This window comes from Rhodoferax sp. SPJ4, from assembly GCF_058216275.1.
Genome location: NZ_JBYZMN010000004.1, coordinates 262,720 through 279,616, shown reverse-complemented (window position 1 = coordinate 279,616; position 16,897 = coordinate 262,720). Strand labels below are relative to the sequence as shown.

18 protein-coding genes are annotated in these 16,897 nt (G+C 67.2%); 7 read left to right on the top strand and 11 right to left on the bottom strand.

Annotated elements, in window-relative coordinates:
- Nucleotides 1–136: 136 nt before the first annotated feature.
- Both AC4BAR_RS14455 and AC4BAR_RS14450 read left to right on the top strand, forming a co-directional pair.
- On the top strand, nucleotides 137–871 hold the full coding sequence (locus tag AC4BAR_RS14455) for a Crp/Fnr family transcriptional regulator (protein ID WP_490628588.1): 735 nt from the start codon (nucleotides 137–139) through the stop codon (nucleotides 869–871).
- Nucleotides 872–898: 27 nt separating this feature from the next.
- Nucleotides 899–1,726: a pseudouridine synthase gene (locus AC4BAR_RS14450; protein ID WP_490628587.1), complete on the top strand. Its 828-nt coding sequence runs from the start codon at nucleotides 899–901 to the stop codon at nucleotides 1,724–1,726.
- 4 nt (nucleotides 1,727–1,730) lie between these two features.
- On the opposite strand, the gene AC4BAR_RS14445 is transcribed toward AC4BAR_RS14450, so the two are convergent.
- The gene (locus AC4BAR_RS14445; RefSeq protein ID WP_490628586.1) at nucleotides 1,731–2,396 is read right to left on the bottom strand and encodes a hypothetical protein; all 666 of its coding nucleotides are present in this window, start codon (nucleotides 2,394–2,396) and stop codon (nucleotides 1,731–1,733) included.
- 169 nt (nucleotides 2,397–2,565) lie between these two features.
- Between AC4BAR_RS14445 and htpG the strand changes: the two genes are divergently transcribed.
- The gene (htpG, locus tag AC4BAR_RS14440) at nucleotides 2,566–4,509 is read left to right on the top strand and encodes a molecular chaperone HtpG (RefSeq protein WP_490628585.1); all 1,944 of its coding nucleotides are present in this window, start codon (nucleotides 2,566–2,568) and stop codon (nucleotides 4,507–4,509) included.
- 32 nt (nucleotides 4,510–4,541) lie between these two features.
- Nucleotides 4,542–4,898 (top strand): hypothetical protein, encoded by a 357-nt coding sequence (locus tag AC4BAR_RS14435; RefSeq protein WP_490628584.1) that lies wholly within the window; start codon nucleotides 4,542–4,544, stop codon nucleotides 4,896–4,898.
- Between the two features lie 165 nt (nucleotides 4,899–5,063).
- Here AC4BAR_RS14435 and AC4BAR_RS14430 read toward each other — a convergent pair whose 3' ends face one another.
- A complete protein-coding gene (locus AC4BAR_RS14430) occupies nucleotides 5,064–5,573 on the bottom strand; it encodes a GlcG/HbpS family heme-binding protein (protein ID WP_490628583.1) in 510 nt (169 codons plus the stop codon).
- Between the two features lie 200 nt (nucleotides 5,574–5,773).
- Between AC4BAR_RS14430 and AC4BAR_RS14425 the strand changes: the two genes are divergently transcribed.
- Nucleotides 5,774–6,220, top strand: a complete 447-nt coding sequence (locus AC4BAR_RS14425) for a PH domain-containing protein (RefSeq protein ID WP_490628582.1) — start codon at nucleotides 5,774–5,776, stop codon at nucleotides 6,218–6,220.
- 18 nt (nucleotides 6,221–6,238) lie between these two features.
- Here the strand turns inward: AC4BAR_RS14425 and AC4BAR_RS14420 are convergent, their stop codons facing one another.
- The 6 genes from AC4BAR_RS14420 to AC4BAR_RS14395 form a co-directional block, all read right to left on the bottom strand.
- Nucleotides 6,239–8,206, bottom strand: coding sequence for an alpha/beta fold hydrolase (locus AC4BAR_RS14420; protein ID WP_490628581.1), 1,968 nt, complete (start codon nucleotides 8,204–8,206; stop codon nucleotides 6,239–6,241).
- Between the two features lie 177 nt (nucleotides 8,207–8,383).
- Nucleotides 8,384–9,388: a serine/threonine protein kinase gene (locus tag AC4BAR_RS14415; protein WP_490628580.1), complete on the bottom strand. Its 1,005-nt coding sequence runs from the start codon at nucleotides 9,386–9,388 to the stop codon at nucleotides 8,384–8,386.
- Nucleotides 9,372–10,832 (bottom strand): serine/threonine protein kinase, encoded by a 1,461-nt coding sequence (locus tag AC4BAR_RS14410; protein ID WP_490628579.1) that lies wholly within the window; start codon nucleotides 10,830–10,832, stop codon nucleotides 9,372–9,374. The genes AC4BAR_RS14415 and AC4BAR_RS14410 overlap by 17 nt, the downstream gene beginning before the upstream one ends.
- Nucleotides 10,829–11,596: a metallophosphoesterase family protein gene (locus tag AC4BAR_RS14405; protein WP_490628578.1), complete on the bottom strand. Its 768-nt coding sequence runs from the start codon at nucleotides 11,594–11,596 to the stop codon at nucleotides 10,829–10,831. Before AC4BAR_RS14405 ends, AC4BAR_RS14410 begins: the two co-directional genes overlap by 4 nt.
- A gap of 108 nt (nucleotides 11,597–11,704) precedes the next feature.
- A complete protein-coding gene (locus AC4BAR_RS14400; RefSeq protein WP_490628577.1) occupies nucleotides 11,705–12,130 on the bottom strand; it encodes an organic hydroperoxide resistance protein in 426 nt (141 codons plus the stop codon).
- A 57-nt stretch (nucleotides 12,131–12,187) separates the two neighbouring features.
- Complete coding sequence (locus AC4BAR_RS14395) at nucleotides 12,188–12,661, bottom strand: MarR family winged helix-turn-helix transcriptional regulator (protein WP_490628576.1); 474 nt, start codon at nucleotides 12,659–12,661, stop codon at nucleotides 12,188–12,190.
- A 90-nt stretch (nucleotides 12,662–12,751) separates the two neighbouring features.
- Between AC4BAR_RS14395 and AC4BAR_RS14390 the strand changes: the two genes are divergently transcribed.
- Nucleotides 12,752–13,675 carry a class I SAM-dependent methyltransferase gene (locus AC4BAR_RS14390; protein ID WP_490628575.1) on the top strand — a complete coding sequence of 308 codons (924 nt, stop codon included), beginning with the start codon at nucleotides 12,752–12,754 and terminating at the stop codon, nucleotides 13,673–13,675.
- Nucleotides 13,676–13,682: 7 nt separating this feature from the next.
- Here AC4BAR_RS14390 and AC4BAR_RS14385 read toward each other — a convergent pair whose 3' ends face one another.
- A complete protein-coding gene (locus AC4BAR_RS14385) occupies nucleotides 13,683–14,543 on the bottom strand; it encodes a 3-hydroxybutyryl-CoA dehydrogenase (protein WP_490628574.1) in 861 nt (286 codons plus the stop codon).
- Nucleotides 14,544–14,819: 276 nt separating this feature from the next.
- On the opposite strand from AC4BAR_RS14385, the gene AC4BAR_RS14380 reads away from it, so the two are divergent.
- The gene (locus AC4BAR_RS14380) at nucleotides 14,820–15,101 is read left to right on the top strand and encodes a hypothetical protein (RefSeq protein ID WP_490628573.1); all 282 of its coding nucleotides are present in this window, start codon (nucleotides 14,820–14,822) and stop codon (nucleotides 15,099–15,101) included.
- Between the two features lie 15 nt (nucleotides 15,102–15,116).
- Here the strand turns inward: AC4BAR_RS14380 and AC4BAR_RS14375 are convergent, their stop codons facing one another.
- Nucleotides 15,117–15,911, bottom strand: coding sequence for an ABC transporter permease (locus AC4BAR_RS14375; RefSeq protein ID WP_490628572.1), 795 nt, complete (start codon nucleotides 15,909–15,911; stop codon nucleotides 15,117–15,119).
- Nucleotides 15,912–16,847 carry an ATP-binding cassette domain-containing protein gene (locus tag AC4BAR_RS14370; RefSeq protein ID WP_490628571.1) on the bottom strand — a complete coding sequence of 312 codons (936 nt, stop codon included), beginning with the start codon at nucleotides 16,845–16,847 and terminating at the stop codon, nucleotides 15,912–15,914.
- Nucleotides 16,848–16,897 lie beyond the last annotated feature (50 nt).

The following is a 16,897-nucleotide window of genomic DNA, read 5'->3' as shown; positions in this document are numbered from 1 at the left end:
TGCGTCAACATGGGTGTGACACTGTGGCCCGGATGGTAAGCAAGTGTTTGACGTTATTTTGTCGTTTCGCCGACAATCCTAGGGTGACCCCTAGGAGGGCTTTCCCTCGCCCCCACAAATTTTGTTGACTTTGGCCATGAGTGATCGTCTCCCTCTTTACCAGCGCAGCCGCCCCCCTACCGAGACCGAGTTGGCGGGCATTCCGTGGATCCCCTTGCTCACCCCGGTGGAGCGGGCCCGCGCCGTGGCCCACCTGCGGGTGGGCGAGGCCTCCACCGCCGACCTGCTGTGCCGGGTGGGCCGGCCGGGCAACTACTGGTTTGGGGTGCTCGAAGGCCTGCTGAAGATGAGCACCGACAACAACGAAGGCCAGTCCATGACCTTTGCCGGCATCCCCGCCGGCGGCTGGTTTGGCGAGGGCACGCTGCTCAAGCGCGAGTGTTACCGCTACAACATCCAGCCGCTGCGGCGCAGCGTGGTGGCCGGCCTGCCGCTGGACGATTTCCACTGGCTGCTGGACCACTCCATCGCCCTCAACCGCTTCGTGATGAACCAGCTCAACGAGCGGCTGGCCCAGTTCATCGTGGCCCGCGAGATCGACCGCATGAACAGCCCCGAGGTGCGGGTGGCGCGCAACCTGGCGGCGCTGTTCAACCCGGTGCTCTACCCCAGCGTGGGCCAGGTGCTGCGCATCACCCAGCAGGAGCTGGCCTACCTGGTGGGCCTGTCGCGCCAGCGCGTCAACGAGGCGCTGGCGGCGTTGGAGGCACGCGGCAGCATCCGGGTGGAGTACGGCGGCCTGCGGGTGCTGGACCTCAACGCCCTGCGCAACGGCGTGGCCGAGCCCGTCACCCGCCGCCCCAGCTACTGAGCCCAACCCGACGACAATCGTCCCAGCATGACCGAGCCCCGTCCCCTTTCCCCGCCCCGCCGCATCCCCGCCTCGGCCCCCGGCGCCACGTCGCGGTTGAACAAGCGCATGGCCGAGCTGGGCCTGTGCTCGCGCCGCGAGGCCGACGACTGGATCGCGCTGGGCTGGGTGCGCGTGAACGGCCAGGTGGCCGCCATGGGCATGCAGGTGTCGCCGCAAGACCGCATCGAGGTCGACCCCAAAGCCCGGGGCCAGCAAGACAACCGCGTCACCATCCTGCTGCACAAGCCCATGGGCTATGTGAGCGGCCAGGCCGAAGACGGCCATGAGCCGGCGGTGACGCTGATTCACCCGCGCAGCCACTGGCGCGAAGACCCCAGCAGCCAGCGCTTTTCGCCGCCACAGCTGCGCGGCCTGGCGCCGGCCGGCCGGCTAGACATCGACTCGGTGGGCCTGCTGGTCTTCACGCAAGACGGCCGGGTGGCCCGCCAGCTGATCGGCGAAGACTCCGGCATGGAAAAAGAATACCTGGTGCGGGTGAGTTACGACACCGGCAACGGCCTGGTGCCAGTGACCACCGACGTGCAGGCAGTGTTTCCGCCCGAGCGCCTAGCCCGGCTGCGCCACGGCCTGAGCCTGGACGGCCAGCCGCTGAAGCCGGCCCGGGTGGACTGGCAAAACCCCGAGCAGCTGCGCTTTGTGCTCACCGAGGGCAAGAAGCGGCAAATCCGCCGCATGTGCGAGCAGGTGGGCCTGAAGGTGGTGGGCCTCAAACGCATCCGCATCGGCCAGGTCACGCTGGGCCACTTGCCGGCCGGTCAGTGGCGCTACCTGGGGCCCCACGAACGCTTCTGAGCGCTCAGGGCGCCGCCCAGGCCAGCGGCCTGAGCGGCGTGGCCAGCAGCGCCACCTCGGTCACCGGCCGGGTGGTGGTGGCCAAGGGCGCCGGCGCCCGGGCGGCGTGGTAGGCCAGCAGCGTGACGCGTTGGTGCTCGGCCGCCTGGGCCAGGTAGCGCTGGCGCTGGGCATCGGCCTCGGCCTGCAATTTGCGCCGCGAGTCCTGCCACAGATAGAGGCCGGTCACCAGGCCCGCCATCAGCGCCACCGGCGTGGCCGCCGCCGCCATCACCAGCAGGTTGTTGGCGGCCGCACCGCCAAACACCGCGCTCATGGAACTCAGGGTCTCGGCCCGCTCGGCCTCGGGCAGGCCATCGGCCCACTGGGCCAGGCCCATCTTGCCGGCCGTCAGCAACACAATGCCCAGCGGCGAGCTGGGCACCAGCGGGTTGGTTTCCACCGCGCCGGCGGCCAGCGCGCCCAGCGTGCTCACGCCATCGGCCAAACTGGCCCCGGCGGCCTGGGCGGCGGCGGGCGACAAGCCGCCCGGCGCAGGGGGCGCCGTGCCATCAGCCGCCACCCCGCGGGGCGGGTGGGACGGCAGCACCAGAAAGTTGCCGGCGCCCAGCGCCGAGCTGCCCATGGCGGCGGCGCAGGCGGCCACGGTTAGGGTGCGCAAAAGGGTCATGGGCGGCTTTCAGAATGGGCCCTTGACTGTGGCTGCGTCCGGCGCCGTCTTCTGTGCGGCAGCGTGCTTAAGTCGGTGCGCCCTTGAAACCGGCCGCAGCGCCCATAATTCCGCCTCTGCCCGCGTCCGCGGGGTGCCATTCCGCTTCATTCAGAAAAACCACGCCACCATGAGCAAGCAAACCCTTTCCTTCCAGGCCGAAGTGGCCCAGCTGCTGCACCTTGTCACCCACTCGCTGTACTCCAACCGGGAAATCTTTGTCCGTGAGCTGGTGTCCAACGCGTCCGACGCCTGCGACAAGCTGCGTTTTGAGGCGCTGAACAACGCCGTGCTGTACGAGGATGCGCCCACGCTGGACGTGCGCGTCACCATCGACAAAGCCGCCCGCACGCTGACCATCACCGACAACGGCATTGGCCTGTCGCAGCAGGAAGCCATCGACAACCTGGGCACCATTGCCAAGAGCGGCACCCGCGAGTTCATGGGCAAACTCAGCGGCGAGCAAAAGGCCGACGCGCAGCTGATTGGCCAGTTTGGCGTGGGTTTTTATTCCGGCTTCATCGTGGCCGACAAAATCACCGTGGAGTCGCGCCGCGCCGGCCTGCCGCACAGCGACGGCGTGCGCTGGACCAGCACCGGCACCGGCGACTTCGAGGTCGAGCAGATCGAGCGCGCCGCCCGTGGCACCAGCGTCATCCTGCACCTGCGCGACGACGCGTCGGATTACCTGGACGCCTGGACGCTCAAGGGCATTGTCAGCAAATACTCCGACCACATTTCCCTGCCCATTTTGATGCCGCAAGAGCGCTGGGAAGCCGGCGAGGAAGGCCAGCCCGGCCAGATGGTGGCCACCGGCGAATGGGAGCCCATCAACCAGGGCAGCGCGCTGTGGACCCGGGCCAAAAAAGACATCAGCGACGAGCAGTACCAGTCGTTTTACAAACAGCTGGCCATGGACCACGAGAACCCGCTGGCCTGGAGCCACAACCGCGTGGAAGGCAGCACCGAATACACCCAGCTGCTGTACATCCCGTCCAAGGCCCCGGCCGATTTGTACCAGCGCGAGAAGGTGGCCGGCGTCAAGCTGTACGTGAAGCGCGTCTTCATCATGGACGACGCCGAGGCCTTGATGCCCGCCTACCTGCGCTTTGTGCAGGGCGTGGTGGACTCGGCCGACCTGCCGCTCAACGTGAGCCGCGAGCTGCTGCAGGAAAGCCGCGACGTGAAAGCCATCCGCGAAGGCTGCACCAAGCGCGTGCTGAGCATGTTGGAAGATCTGGCCAAGCACGACCGCCTGCCCACCGAAGGCGCCGATGGCGTGACCGATGTGGCCAGCGACGAAGACAAGGCCAAGGCCGGCCAGTACGCCAAGTTCTATGCCGAGTTTGGCGCGGTGCTGAAAGAAGGCCTGGCCGAAGACTTTGCCAATCGCGAGCGCCTGGCCAAGCTGCTGCGCTACGCCTCCACCCAGAGCGACACCGTCAGCGTGTCGCTGGCCGACTACAAGGCCCGCATGAAAGAAGGCCAGCAGGCCATTTACTTCATCACCGCCGACACCCTGGCTGCCGCCAAGAACAGCCCGCAGCTCGAAGTCTTCAAGAAAAAGGGCATCGAGGTGCTGCTGATGACCGACCGCGTGGACGAGTGGGCGCTGAACTACCTGCACGACTTTGACGGCACGCCGCTCAAGAGCGTGGCCAAGGGCGCGGTGGACCTTGGCGACCTGCTGGACGAGGGCGAAAAGAAAGCCGCCGAAGACGCCGCCGAGGCCTTCAAGCCGGTGCTGGCCAAGCTGAAAGAGGCGCTGAAAGACAAGGCCCAGGACGTGCGCGTCACCAGCCGCCTGGTGGACTCGCCCGCCTGCCTGGTGGTGCAAGACGGCGGCATGAGCATCCAGCTCGCCCGCATGCTCAAGCAGGCCGGCCAGAAGGCGCCCGAGGTCAAGCCCACGCTGGAGGTGAACGCCGAGCACGCGCTGGTGAAAAAGCTCGACAACAACGTCAACTTCAACGACCTGGCCCACATCCTGTTTGACCAGGCCCTGCTGGCCGAAGGTGGCCTGCCCGAAGACCCCGCCGCCTATGTGAAACGGGTCAACGCGCTGCTGGTGTGACACCGGCCTCCAGCCGGCGTAAAGTGGGTGCCATGCGCACCCCTTTTGCTTTTTGGCCGCTTGTTTTCATTGCCGCCGCTGCCGCCACCTTGAGTGGCTGCGGCTCGGTGGGTGCCGGTGTGGGCATCAGCGTGCCGGTGGCGCCCGGCGTGTCCATCGGCATCGGTGTGGGCAGCGGCGGCCCCACGGTGGGCGTGACGGCCGGCTCCGGCCCGGTGGGTGTGGGCGTGGGTGTTAACCAGAACGGCCAGGTGACCGGCGGTGTGGGCGTGGGCACGAGCACCGAAGTGGGCAACAGCGGCGTGCGGGTGGGGGCGGGCGTGGGCACCGGGACGGTGATTTATGACCCGAATGAGAAGCGGCAGAGGGAGCAGGAGTCGGGGCGGTGAGTCGGAGGATGACAAGCCGCTTTCGGCCAGGTGGGGAAGCTCAAGGCCCGGCGGCTAAAGCCAGCCGATGGAAGCCGAAATACGCTGCGCTCCAAAGTCGTCGATCTGCACCAGGGTAGCCAGTGGCTGGCCCCCGACCCCCGACCACCGGCCGGGGGCTTGGGCTTACTTCAAGGCGTCGGCCACCTTGGCGATGCCGGCGTTGGCGCAGACCTCGTCCTTCTCGCCGCCAGGCGCGCCCGACACGCCCACCGCGCCGATGGCCACACCGCCCGACCGGATGGGCACTCCGCCGCCCACTGCCACCGTGTCTGGAATCTGGCGCAGGTAGGCGTTGGCAGGGTCGTCGGTGAGTTTCATGAACTCCAGCGAGGTCTGGTTGCGGGTGCGGGCGGTATAGGCCTTGCGGCGTGCAAACTCCACAGTGTGCGGCGAGGTGCCGTCGCCACGCAGCGCCGAGTGCAGCTGGCCCGCGTTGTCCACAATCACCACCGAGACGCGGTAGCCGTCCTTGCTGCATTGCTCGATCACGCCGTCGATGATGGCCTGCGCCATGCGCATGGACACGTTCTTCTGGGTCTGGGGCGCCAGGTTCTGGGCACTGGCCGAGGCGGTGCCGCCCAAGGCCAGCAGGGCCAGCGCGAGGCCGGCCAATGGGCTTGTTCCACGGTGCATGAAGTCTCTCCTCTGGGTGTTGAAATGAGCGGTCAGTCTAAGCCGCGTCACCGACCTGGTCACCCCCGGGCTCACCCGGGTGGCGGGTCTGGCCAGGCGGCAGACCGGGGGGCGCATCTTCGGCGATGATGGTGGTTTTCTGGGCCCAGCCATCTCGTCTGTGAGGCGGCTCCCTCACCCACCCCAACGAAACACACACCATGTCCAGCTATGTCGATGAAGTTCTGGTGCCCGGCGAACGGGTGGTTCATCTGGGCCGCACCAGCCTGTGGTCGGTGTGGCATTTGCTGGTGCTGGGGCTGGTTCTGTTGCCAGCCTTCGGCCTGGGGCTGGTGTTCTGGGGCGTGGCCTATGTGCGCATCAAGTCCACCGAGCTGGCCGTCACCACGCGGCGGCTGATCGTCAAGCACGGCTTCATTCGCCGCAGCACCATGGAAATCAACATCAGCAAGGTGGAGAGCCTGCAGGTCAACCAGTCGCTGCTGGGCCGCATGCTGGACTACGGCACCCTGGTGATTGCCGGCACCGGCACCTCGCACGCGCCCATCGCAGGCATTGCCGAGCCGCTGGCGTTTCGGCGCGCCTTTGTGGAAGCGCAAGACGCCGCCGGCAAGGGCGCCGGCAGCGTGGCCAGCAGCGAGGCCTGAGCCTGCCGCCGCGCCGCGTCAGATGCCTTCTCGAACGACGTCGTTCTTGCCCAGGATGGGCAGCTGAACCGAGCCGTTGAAGAAGGCGGCCGGCGCAAACAGGTCGGTGGAGAACACGGTGGCGTATTGCGCATGGAAGGCGTAGATCAGCAGGCCCAGTTGGTCGCCTTTTTTCAGGCGGGCGCTGAGGCCGGCCAGGTCCACCGCGTGTTTGCCAAAGCCGCGCACCGGGGTCAGGTTGGCGTCCACCAGGGTCCAGTGCGATGCGCCGGCCGACAGCCTGCCAATGCCGATGAAGAAGCGCGGGTCACAGCCGCCCAGCTGCGGGCTGGGGCAGTTCGTCATTTGCAGTGCCGGCACAAAGCCTGACAGGTCGATGTTCATGGTGGGGATGCCGGCCACGAGGGTGTTGTCCTGGCTGGCGGTGAACAGCGGCTGAACCGACAGCAGCATTTCGCGGGCCGCGCCACCCAGCAGCGAGCCGGCCACACCCACCGGCCCACTGAACTGCGGCGTGGCCTGGCTGACCTTGAAGCTGGTGCCACCGCGCTTAATGGTGCGCAACTGAATGGCGTCGCCGTCGGCAATGCTCATGCAGAAGTCTTTGCCGGTTTTCACCACGCCTTGGGTGGCGTTGGTTTTGCCCTGCAGCTTTTCTTCCATCCACGAGAACACCGCGTCTTGCACGTTGATGCCGCCGCAGGCGTTGGCGCCGCCCGGGCCCTGAAATTCCGGCGGGTTGATGGCGGCGTACAGCGGGTCCAGCCCTTCCGAGCCGGGCACGGTGGCCACGCTCACCGGCAGGATGTGGCCGCCCTGGTGGGTCAGCAGGCGCACGTCGCCGCCGCCGCGCTTCAGGCACTGGTGGTTGTTGTAGCCGTTGTTGAAGTTGAACAAGGTGTCGCTCATGCCGATGGTGATGAGCGCGTCGATCTTGGGGAAGGCCTTAGGTGCCACCAGCGCCGGAAAGGCGTCGGGCACGGCGCCGGGCAGCGTGAACACCTGCTGCTTGGCCGGCAGGCCGTCGCAGAAATAAGACACGCTGTGGTACTTCATGAAGTTCACATCGGTCTCGGTCATGCTGCCGCTCAGCGAAGACAGGCCCATGGCCTGGATGAGGGTGGGGTCGGCCCGGGTGGGCTCGCCACGCGAGGCCCGGTCGAGCAGGGTCTGCACCGCCAGCTTGGGGTCGAACGGGGTGGACGGTGAGTTGCCCAGCGGGTTCAGGCTGGGCGGGGCCTCGGCCAGTGCCAGCAGGCCGGTCAGGTAGGTGGACTTGGGCACGTTGTTCTGGTTCAGCGAATAGGCCAGGTCGTGTGGCGCGATGTCGGGCGCGATCACGCGCAGCCGCTGCTGGGGGTCGGCGCCGGCCAGCAAAAACTGGAACATGCCGCCGTAGGAGCCGCCGTAGCTGCCCAGCACCATCTTGCCGTCGGTTTTGCGGCGCAGGCCGGGCAGCTTTTCTGCCCAGTCGAGGATGGCGATCAGGCTTTTGCCGTCGTACTCCGGGTCCATGGCTCGCACCTTGCCGCCCGATTCGCCAAAGCCGCGCTGGTCGAACGAGATCACGTAGTAACCGGCGTCGCGAAACTGGGCGGTGATGCTGCCGGGTGGCGCGGCCACGTTGCGCATGCCGCTCCAGCCATGGCCGTTGAGCACCAGCGGGTAGGTTTTGCCCACCTGCAGCCGGGTGGGCTCAAAGACCTGGAACACATGGGTTTCGCCGCCCACGTCAATGGTCTGGCGGTAGATGGTGCCGTCGCGGTCCTGCGTGATGGGGGTGTCGGTGCGGCCCATGTCGCCGCTGGAAGCCACCTCGGGCACCGGCAGCGAGGTGCTGCCCTCCGCGGAGGCCCCGGCCGCACTGACGCGGCCATTCAGGCTGAGTTTCTCGCTGCCGGTGGCGCTGCCGTCACCGCCGCCACAGGCGCTGAGTGACAGCGCGCCCACCAGGCCCAGGGCCTTGAAAATTTGGTTTGCCAACATGAATCGTCTCCAGTTCACCGTGAATCAAGCACTGGCCTGTACGGTAAAAGGGCTATCGGTTCAGTTTTGTCATCCCAAAGACAACTGAAGTGTGAACCAATGACTTAATTCACGGCCGCGCCGGAATTCTTGTCATGCTTTCGGTTTACACCACGCCAGCCGTCCCGGCGTTGGGCCTCACACCACCAGCGGTTCGCCCTGCATGGCCTCGATCTGCTCTTCCAGCATCTGCACCTGGCCCTGCCAGTAGTCGCTGCTGCCGAAAAACGGGAAGTTGATCGGGAAGATGGGGTCGTCCCAGCGCCGGGCCAGCCAGGCGCTGTAGTGAATCAGCCTCAAGGTGCGCAGCGGCTCGATCAGGGCCAGCTCGCGGCGGTCGAACGCGCGGAACTGCTCGTAGCCGTCCACCAGGGCGCCCAGCTGGCGCTGCTGCTGCCGGCGGTCGCCGCTGAGCAGCATCCACAGGTCTTGCACCGCCGGGCCGGTGCGGGCGTCGTCCAGATCCACAAAATGCGGGCCGCCGCCGGGGCGGTCGGTGGGTGTCCACAGAATGTTGCCGGGGTGGCAGTCGCCATGCAGGCGCAGCCGGGCCAGCGGCTCGTCCTGGGCCTCGGTGCGGCCCAGGGCTGACTGGGCAATCAGGTCCAGCGCTTCTGTGCAGCGGGCGGCCCAGGCCGACTGCACGTCCAGCGGCACCATCTCGTGGCCCAGCAGCCAGTCGCGTGGCTCCTGGCCAAAACTTTGCAAATCCAGCGCCGGGCGGTGCACAAAGGGGCGTTCGCTGCCCACGCTGTGGATGCGGGCCAGAAAGCGGCCAATCCATTCCAGCACCTCGTCGTCGTCCAGCTCGGGCGGCCGGCCGCCGCGGCGCGGGCTGACGCTGAAGGCAAAGTCGCCGAACTGGTGCAGCGTGGCGCCGTTCAGCACCAGCGGCCCCACGGCCGGCACCTCGGCGGCCATCAGCTCGGCGGCAAAGCCGTGTTCTTCCAGAATCTGCGCCTCGCTCCAGCGGCCGGGGCGGTAGAACTTGGCCACCACCGCCTCGCCGTCTTCCAGGTGGGCCAGGTAGACCCGGTTCTCGTAGGAGCTGAGCGCCATCAGGCGGCCGTCGCCGTACAGGCCCACACTGGCCAGGGCGTCCAGCACCTGGTCGGGTGTCAGCGATTCAAAAGGGTGAAGCATCGGGTTTGGGCGGCGGCAGCAGCGTCTCTAGTTGTTCGAAGGGCAGCGCGGATTTGACCAGCACCACGGTGCAGGGCGCGGCCATGGCCACCTTGATGGGCACGGTGGCCAGCAGGCGCTGCAGGTGCAGGCCATGGGTGGCCGCCCCCATCACCAGGATGCTGACGGCGTTGCCCTCGGCGTAGCGCAACAGGGCATGGGCCACGTCGGTGGCCTCGATCACATGGCAGGACAGCGAATGCGCCTCCAGCCCCAGCGGCTGGGCCCATTGGCGCAGCAGGGCCAGGTGCTGGCGGTGCACCTGGGTTTCGCTTCGGGCGTCGATGGTGCTGCTGGTCGAGCCGGGCGAGATCACCGTCACGCAGGCCAGCCGCGCGCCGGGCTGCAGGCCCAGCACCCGGCCCACCGACTGGCGCAGCGAGTACAGCGTGGCGTCGGTCACGTCGCGGTGGGGCACGGCCACCATCACGATGGGCGAGGCTTCCAGGTGGCGGGTGGGCAGCGGGCTTGGCTGGTAGTGAAGGCCGGCGGCGCGCAGCCAGCGTTTCACATGGGTGCGGAAGCTGGTGCCGTGCAGCCGGCGGCCCCGTTCGGTGATGGCCACCTGGTCGGGGTGGCTGAGGTCCAGTGCCAGCTGGCTGGCCGAGGGGTAGCGTTTGGCGGCCTCGGGTTCCAGGCAGCGCAGGATGATTTCCTGCAGCCATTCAGGCAGGCCGGGCCGGCTTTGGCGCGGCGGCCGCGGGTCGGCCCACAGGCGCTGGCGCAGGCCGCTGGGGGTTTGCGGGTCGCCAAAGGGCAGCCGTCCGGTGGCCAGCTGGTACAGGATGACGCCAATGGCAAAGATGTCGCTGCGCGGGTCGCCGCGCACGCCCACCACCTGTTCGGGCGCAATCCACGGCGGCGAGCCCACGGCCTTGCGCAGCTCCTCGGCCAGCAGGTCCGGGTAATGGGCGTGCCACGACAGGCCAAAGTCCAGCAGCACCGCGCTGCCGTCGGGCTTGATCATCACGTTGCCGGGTTTCAGGTCCAGGTGCACCGCGTCCTGCCGGTGCAGGCTGTGGGTGGCGCGGGCCATGGCCACGCCCAACTGCACCAGGGTGTCGGCATACAGCGGCTCGCCCTGGTCCAGCCAGTGCTGCACCGTCTGGCCGGGCACATGCTCCATCACCAACCAAGGCAGGCGCGACAAGTCACCGGCTGCCACAAAACGCGGCACATGCGGGCCACTGACCGCGCGCAGGATTTGCAGCTCCACCTCGAAGCCGATGATGTTTTCGGCGCCGTCGCCGGCTGTCATGCGCGGCACCTTCATCACCATTGGAAAGCCCGGGTCGGCCGCGCCATTCCGGTAGGTCACGGCGTAAATGTGGGCCATGCCGCCGGCGTGCAGGCAGTCGCCCACCACAAAGCCGTCGACCTCGGTGCCTGGCGCCAGCAGCTTCATTGCCCGGTCTCCAGCCGGCTGGCAAAGGCCAGCGGCAGACCGCTCAGCCGCACGGCCTCGGCGGCGGCCAGGTGGTCGTAGGGCACGCGGTGAAACCACAGCTGCAGCGCGGTGGTGTCGAACAGCGCGTACATGGCCCGCGGGTCACCGTCGCGCGGCTGGCCCACCGAGCCCACGGTGGCCAGCCAGCTGCGGTGCAGCGGCACCGGAATGGCCACGCCGGGGGTGGGATCGAAGCGCATCAGGCCCTGGCGGGCGCCACGGTAAAACAAGCGCTGGTGGTGCACATGGCCACCAAACACATGCTGAACGCCGGGCCAGGCGCTCGCGGCCTGCAGGCTGGCCTGGGCGCTGCGCTCGTCGGTCACATAGGTCCAGCGCTCGGGCTGGTCGGCGCTGGCGTGCACCAGCAGCCAGGGCGCTTCGCTGGCCAGCAGCGGCAGGCCGGCCAGAAAGGCGCGCTGGGCGGGCGACAGCCGCTGGCGGGTCCAGGCGGTGCTCAGGCTTTCGTGGGTGGGCGGCTCGGCTTTGCTGGCCAGCACCGGGGGCTGGCTGGCGGCCAGGTCGTGGTTGCCCTGCAGCAGCACCGCGCCGTCGGCGGCCAGCGCCTGCAGGCGGTCCACCACCGCGCCGGGTTCGGGGCCGTAGCCCACCGAGTCGCCCAGCACCGCGATGCGCTCGGCGCCCTGTTGGCGGGCGTGGGCCAGACAGGCGTCCAGCGCCCAGGGGTTGGCGTGGATGTCGGACAGCAGGGCCAGTTTCATGCGCCGATGATGCCCCAAGCGCAGCCGGGTTTGGCCCCCGCGCAGAAAAAAGCGGCCCGCCCCGCGAAGGGCTGGCCGCTGGTGGGCGGACGCCAGTGTCAGGTGGGCTCAGACCACCGTCAGGCCCACGTCGATGTTGCCGCGGGTGGCGTTGGAGTAGGGGCAGACCACATGGGCCTTTTCCACCAGCGCCTCGGCGGCGGCGTGGTCCATGCCGGGGATGTGCACCGACAGGTCGACCTTGATGTTGAAGCCGGTGGGGATGGGGCCGATGCCCACCGCGCCATTGACCAGGGTGTCGGCCGGCAGGTTGATTTTTTCCTTGCCGGCGACGAACTTCATCGCGCCCAGAAAGCAGGCGGCGTAGCCGGCGGCAAACATCTGCTCGGGGTTGACGCCGCCACCCATGCCGCCCATTTCCTTGGGCAACACGAGTTTCAGGTCCAGATGGCCGTCGTCCGACTTGATCTGGCCTTCGCGGCCACCGGTGGCGTGGGCGTGGGCGGTGTAAACAATTTTTTCGGGTTTGGTCATGGTTCTCTCCTGGGGGTGGGTGAATGCTTCGTTGCCGAAGCGGGGGCTGAAAGGGGGTCAGGGCGACAGCCGCTGGCGCAGCTGGTGCAATTCGGCGGTCAGGGCCAGCAGCTCGGGCAGCGTGCATTCGGTGGCCTGGGCCACGCAGCTGGGCACCTTGGCGGCGCGGGCCCGGAGCTTGCGGCCAGCGCTGGTGAGCTGCACATGGACGCGGCGCTGGTCTTCCGGCGCCCGCACCCGGCTCACCAGGCCGGCGGCCTCCAGCCGCTTGAGCAGCGGTGTCAGCGTGCCCGAATCGAGGCTGAGCCGCTCGCCCAGGCTGGAAACCATGGGGCCCGGGCCCTTGCCGTGGTCCTGGAGGTCACCCTCCCACAGCACCAGCATCACCAGATACTGCGGGTAGGTCAGGCTCAGCGATTCCAGCAACGGCTTGTACAGCTTGGTCATGGCCAGCGAGGCGGAGTACAGCGCAAAACACAGCTGGTTGTCGAGCAGCAAAGCCTGGTCGGTGGTGAAGCTTGGGCGGGCCATGGTGCAATGATAGCCAACAATTTAATTGTGTGCAATTTAATTGTGACTGGATGTTGCGGCTTGGCTGGGTGGCTGGCCTATGATGCGCCCATGCCCCGCACCCCCCTCAGTGAAAAAACTTCGGTGGCCAAGGCCCAGCGCGCCGCCCCCACCGACATCCCCGAGATCCGCCCCGGCCAGTCGATCGAGCTGCTCAAAGAGCTGCACATCCTGACCCGCGACGGCAAGCTCAACCAGGACTCGCGGCGCAAGCTCAAGCAGGTCTACCACCTGTTCCAGTTCATCGAGCCGCTGTTGCAGCAGGTGCTGGACGCGCGCGGCGACGTGGCGCTGGTTGACCATGGCGCCGGCAAGTCCTACCTCGGCTTCATCCTCTACGACCTGTTCTTCAAGGCCCGCGCCAGCGGCCAGGTGGTGGGCATCGAAACCCGGCCCGAGCTGGTGGAGAAATCGCGTGCGCTGGCGCAGCGGCTGGGCTTTGAGCGCATGGCGTTTTTGAACCTGACGGTGCAGGCCTCGATGACGTCGGCCGAGCTGCCCGCCACGGTGGATGTGGTGACGGCGCTGCATGCCTGCGACACCGCCACCGACGATGCCATCCGTTTCGGCCTGCACAAGCAGGCCCGCTTCATGGTGCTGGTGCCCTGTTGCCAGGCCGAGGTGGCCGGCGTGCTGCGGCAGCACAAGGCTTTGTCGCTGTCGCGCACGCCGCTGAGCGAAATCTGGCGGCATCCGCTGCACACCCGCGAGTTCGGCAGCCAGATCACCAACGTGCTGCGCTGCCTGCAGCTGGAGGCCAGCGGCTACCAGGTCACAGTGACCGAGCTGGTGGGCTGGGAGCATTCGATGAAGAACGAGCTCATCATCGCCACCCGCCACAGCGGCCCGCGTCGCAGCGCCGCCGCGCGGCTGCAGCAGCTGCTCGACGAGCTGGGGCTGGACGACCTGCGGGCGCGTTTTTCGCCCATGGCCCACGCGTCGGCGCTGGCCGAAGAGGCGGAGCCCGCCGCCTGAGTCCGCGTCAGTAGCGGTAGATGCCGTGGCCGGTTTTGCGGCCCAGGCGGCCGGCGGCCACCAGCTCCTTGAGCAGCGGGCAGGGGCGGTACTTGGAGTCACCAAACTCCTTCAGGTAGACCTCCATCACCGCCAGGCACACGTCCAGGCCCACCATGTCGGCCAGGGCCAGCGGACCGATGGGCTGGTTGCAACCCAGCTTCATGCCGGCGTCGATGTCTTCCGGCGTGGCCAGGCCCTCGGACAGCACAAACAGCGCCTCGTTGATCATGGGCACCAGGATGCGGTTGACCACAAAGCCCGGCGCGTTCTTCACCGTGATGGGGGTCTTGCCCAGCGCCATGGCCAGCGCGTGCACTGCCGCGTGGGTGGCGTCGCTGGTCTGCAGGCCACGGATGATTTCCACCAGCGCCATCATGGGCACCGGGTTGAAGAAATGCATGCCGATGAAACGCTCGGCGCGCTGCGTCACCGCGGCCAGCTGGGTGATGGAGATCGACGAGGTGTTGGAGGCGATCAGCACCTCGGGCGCCAGCAGCGTGTCGAGCTGCTTCAAGATCTTGACCTTGAGCTCGAAGTTCTCGGTGGCCGCCTCGATCACCAGCTGGGCGGCGCTGAGGTCTTCGTAGCGGGTGCTGCCTTGGATGCGGGCCAGGGCCGCGTCCTTCTCGGCGGCGGTCATTTTTTCTTTCTTGATCAGCCGGTCCAGGCTGCCGGCCACGGTGGCCACGCCCTTGGCCACGGCCGCCTCCGAGATGTCCACCATCACCACGTGAATGCCTGAGACCGCGCAGGCCTGGGCGATGCCGTTGCCCATGGTGCCGGCACCAACGATGCCAACGGTCTGGATGGGGGTGTGAGAGGCCATGCGAACTCCAAAAAAAGAAATGAAAAACGAGGGTCACCGCCGACGGTGGCGACAAAGCGGGGCATGTTAACCCGAGCACTCCATCACGTTGGTGTCGGGCCTTGGCCTGAAAAGCGGCATTCCGTCACGAACGGCGGCCTGGTCGTAGGAATTGCACTGACATGGGATTTGGCGCTGCGCCGACTTAATCTTTTGGGTCGGCTTGCCTACAGTCAAGCCATCGACTCACCAACCCGCTGCAGGTTTCCGAATGCAGCACAACCCAAGGACTTGATCATGACGCTGCATTCCCAACTTTCCAACCCCTTCGCCATGTTGCTCAACGCCGAAGCCGTGCTGGATTACATGCACCACTCGGAAAGTTTGGAGAAGCTGGCCCACCAGGTGCACCACCCACTGGACAAGGTGACCCGGGTCAGCCTGCCGATGGAGCTGGCGGCCTATGACGACAACGTCGAGGCCACCATCGGCGACGACATCAGCGACCTGCCGGAAGAAGACCGCACCGACCCCATCATTGACGACGGCACGATCGACCTGGACCCGACCCACCACTGAGCCGGGCAGCGAAGCTCAGGCGCGAAAGCGCTTGCGGGTCAGCGCCAATGCCAGCCAGAAGGCGGCCACGGCACTGACCACCAACACCAGGCCGTGCCGCAGCGGGTGGGCCGGCCACTGGTCCATGAACAGCGGCCGCACCAGCTCCACCGCGTTGGTCAGCGGCAACCAGTCGGACACCACCCTCACCAGCCCCGGCAGCTGTTCCCGCGGGAAAAAGATGCCGCTGAGGAACATCATGGGCGTGAGGAACAGCGTGAAGTAGTAGGTGAAGAAGTCATAGCCCTTGGCCAGCGCGTTGAACACCAGCGCGATGCAGCTGAAGGTGATGCCCACTCCCAGCAGCACCGGCCAGGCCAGCAGCAGCTTGGGCGAGTAGCTGATGCCCAGGCCCAGCATCACGCCCAGGATGGCGGTGGTGGTGAACAGCGACTTGAAGGCCGCCCACATCATTTCGGCAAAGACGATGTTGTCCAGGCTCACCGGGGCGTTCATGATGCCGTCCCAGGTTTTCTGCACATGCATGCGCGAGAAGGCCGAGTACAGCGCCTCGAAGCTGGCCGCGTTCATCGCGCTCATGCAGATGCTGCCGCTGGCCAGAAACAGGATGTAGGGCACCACCGTGCCGTTGACCGTGATCTGCCCCACCAGCGCGCCCATGCCGTAGCCAAAGGCCACCAGCCACATCAGCGGCTCGGCAATGTTGCCCACCAGGCTGGGAATGGCCAGCTTGCGCCAGACCAGCAGGTTGCGCAGAAACACCGGCCACCAGCGGGTTGACAGTTCCGGCACTCTCCATATCGATTGCATCTAGCCGTCCTCTCTGATCTGTCGGCCGGTGAGCTTGAGGAACAAGTCCTCCAGGTTGGCCGGGCGGTGCAAGGTGCGCAGGCCACCATGGGCGTCCAGCCCGGCCAGCAGCGGCTTGGCGTTCTGGGTGTAGAAAAACACCGTCTCGCCGCTCACCTCGACCCTTGCCGCCAGCGCGCGCAGCGCCGCGTGCTCGGGCGCGCTGGCCAGCGTCAGCGCGCCGTTTCCGTAAACCTCCACCACGTCGGGCTCCAGGTGCTGGGCGATCAGCTCGCGGGGCTTGCCCTCGGCGATTTTTTTGCCATGGTCCAGCACCAGCAGCCGGGAACACAGGCGCTCGGCCTCGTCCATGAAATGGGTGGTGAGCAGAATGGACTTGCCCTGTTGCAACAGCAGCTGCAGCCGCTCCCACATCAAATGCCTAGCCTGCGGGTCCAGGCCGGTGGTGGGCTCGTCGAGCAGCAGCAGTTTGGGGTCATTGACCAGCGCCCTGGCCAGGCTGAGCCGACGCTTCATGCCGCCCGACAGCTCGCCGGGCTTGGCGTCGGCCTTGTGGGTCAGCGCGGCGAACTCCAGCAGCTGCGGGATGCGGGCCCGGATGTCGGCGTCGCGCAGGCCGAAGTAGCGGCCATAGACCAGCAGGTTTTCGGCGCAGCTGAAGTCCGGGTCCAGCGTGTCGAACTGGCTCACCACCCCCAGCTGGGCCTTGATGGCCAGCGCGTCCTGCGGCATGGTCAGGCCCAGCGCGGTGATGCGACCGGTGTCGGGAGCCGTGAGCCCCAGGCACATGCGTATGGTGGTGGTTTTACCGGCGCCGTTGGGGCCGATCACCCCCAGGCATTCGCCGGGCGCGATGTCGAAGCACACGTCATTGACAACGGTGCTGCTGCCGTAGCGTTTGCTCAGGTGTTCGACGGAAAAAAGCGGTGCTGCCATCCGGCCATTGTGACCCAGACCGGTGTCGCCGACAGGGCAGTCCCAAGGGG

Coding starts and splice junctions, on each gene's coding strand:
- AC4BAR_RS14445 (WP_490628586.1), bottom strand. CDS start 2,396: ATGACCCTTTTGCGCACCCTAACCGTGGCCGCCTGCGCCGCCGCCATG.
- AC4BAR_RS14390 (WP_490628575.1), top strand. CDS start 12,752: ATGCCCCGCACCCCCCTCAGTGAAAAAACTTCGGTGGCCAAGGCCCAG.
- AC4BAR_RS14450 (WP_490628587.1), top strand. CDS start 899: ATGACCGAGCCCCGTCCCCTTTCCCCGCCCCGCCGCATCCCCGCCTCG.
- AC4BAR_RS14400 (WP_490628577.1), bottom strand. CDS start 12,130: ATGACCAAACCCGAAAAAATTGTTTACACCGCCCACGCCCACGCCACC.
- AC4BAR_RS14385 (WP_490628574.1), bottom strand. CDS start 14,543: ATGGCCTCTCACACCCCCATCCAGACCGTTGGCATCGTTGGTGCCGGC.
- AC4BAR_RS14405 (WP_490628578.1), bottom strand. CDS start 11,596: ATGAAACTGGCCCTGCTGTCCGACATCCACGCCAACCCCTGGGCGCTG.
- AC4BAR_RS14430 (WP_490628583.1), bottom strand. CDS start 5,573: ATGCACCGTGGAACAAGCCCATTGGCCGGCCTCGCGCTGGCCCTGCTG.
- AC4BAR_RS14420 (WP_490628581.1), bottom strand. CDS start 8,206: ATGTTGGCAAACCAAATTTTCAAGGCCCTGGGCCTGGTGGGCGCGCTG.
- AC4BAR_RS14380 (WP_490628573.1), top strand. CDS start 14,820: ATGACGCTGCATTCCCAACTTTCCAACCCCTTCGCCATGTTGCTCAAC.
- AC4BAR_RS14370 (WP_490628571.1), bottom strand. CDS start 16,847: ATGGCAGCACCGCTTTTTTCCGTCGAACACCTGAGCAAACGCTACGGC.
- AC4BAR_RS14455 (WP_490628588.1), top strand. CDS start 137: ATGAGTGATCGTCTCCCTCTTTACCAGCGCAGCCGCCCCCCTACCGAG.
- AC4BAR_RS14410 (WP_490628579.1), bottom strand. CDS start 10,832: ATGAAGCTGCTGGCGCCAGGCACCGAGGTCGACGGCTTTGTGGTGGGC.
- AC4BAR_RS14395 (WP_490628576.1), bottom strand. CDS start 12,661: ATGGCCCGCCCAAGCTTCACCACCGACCAGGCTTTGCTGCTCGACAAC.
- AC4BAR_RS14425 (WP_490628582.1), top strand. CDS start 5,774: ATGTCCAGCTATGTCGATGAAGTTCTGGTGCCCGGCGAACGGGTGGTT.
- htpG (WP_490628585.1), top strand. CDS start 2,566: ATGAGCAAGCAAACCCTTTCCTTCCAGGCCGAAGTGGCCCAGCTGCTG.
- AC4BAR_RS14415 (WP_490628580.1), bottom strand. CDS start 9,388: ATGCTTCACCCTTTTGAATCGCTGACACCCGACCAGGTGCTGGACGCC.
- AC4BAR_RS14435 (WP_490628584.1), top strand. CDS start 4,542: ATGCGCACCCCTTTTGCTTTTTGGCCGCTTGTTTTCATTGCCGCCGCT.
- AC4BAR_RS14375 (WP_490628572.1), bottom strand. CDS start 15,911: ATGCAATCGATATGGAGAGTGCCGGAACTGTCAACCCGCTGGTGGCCG.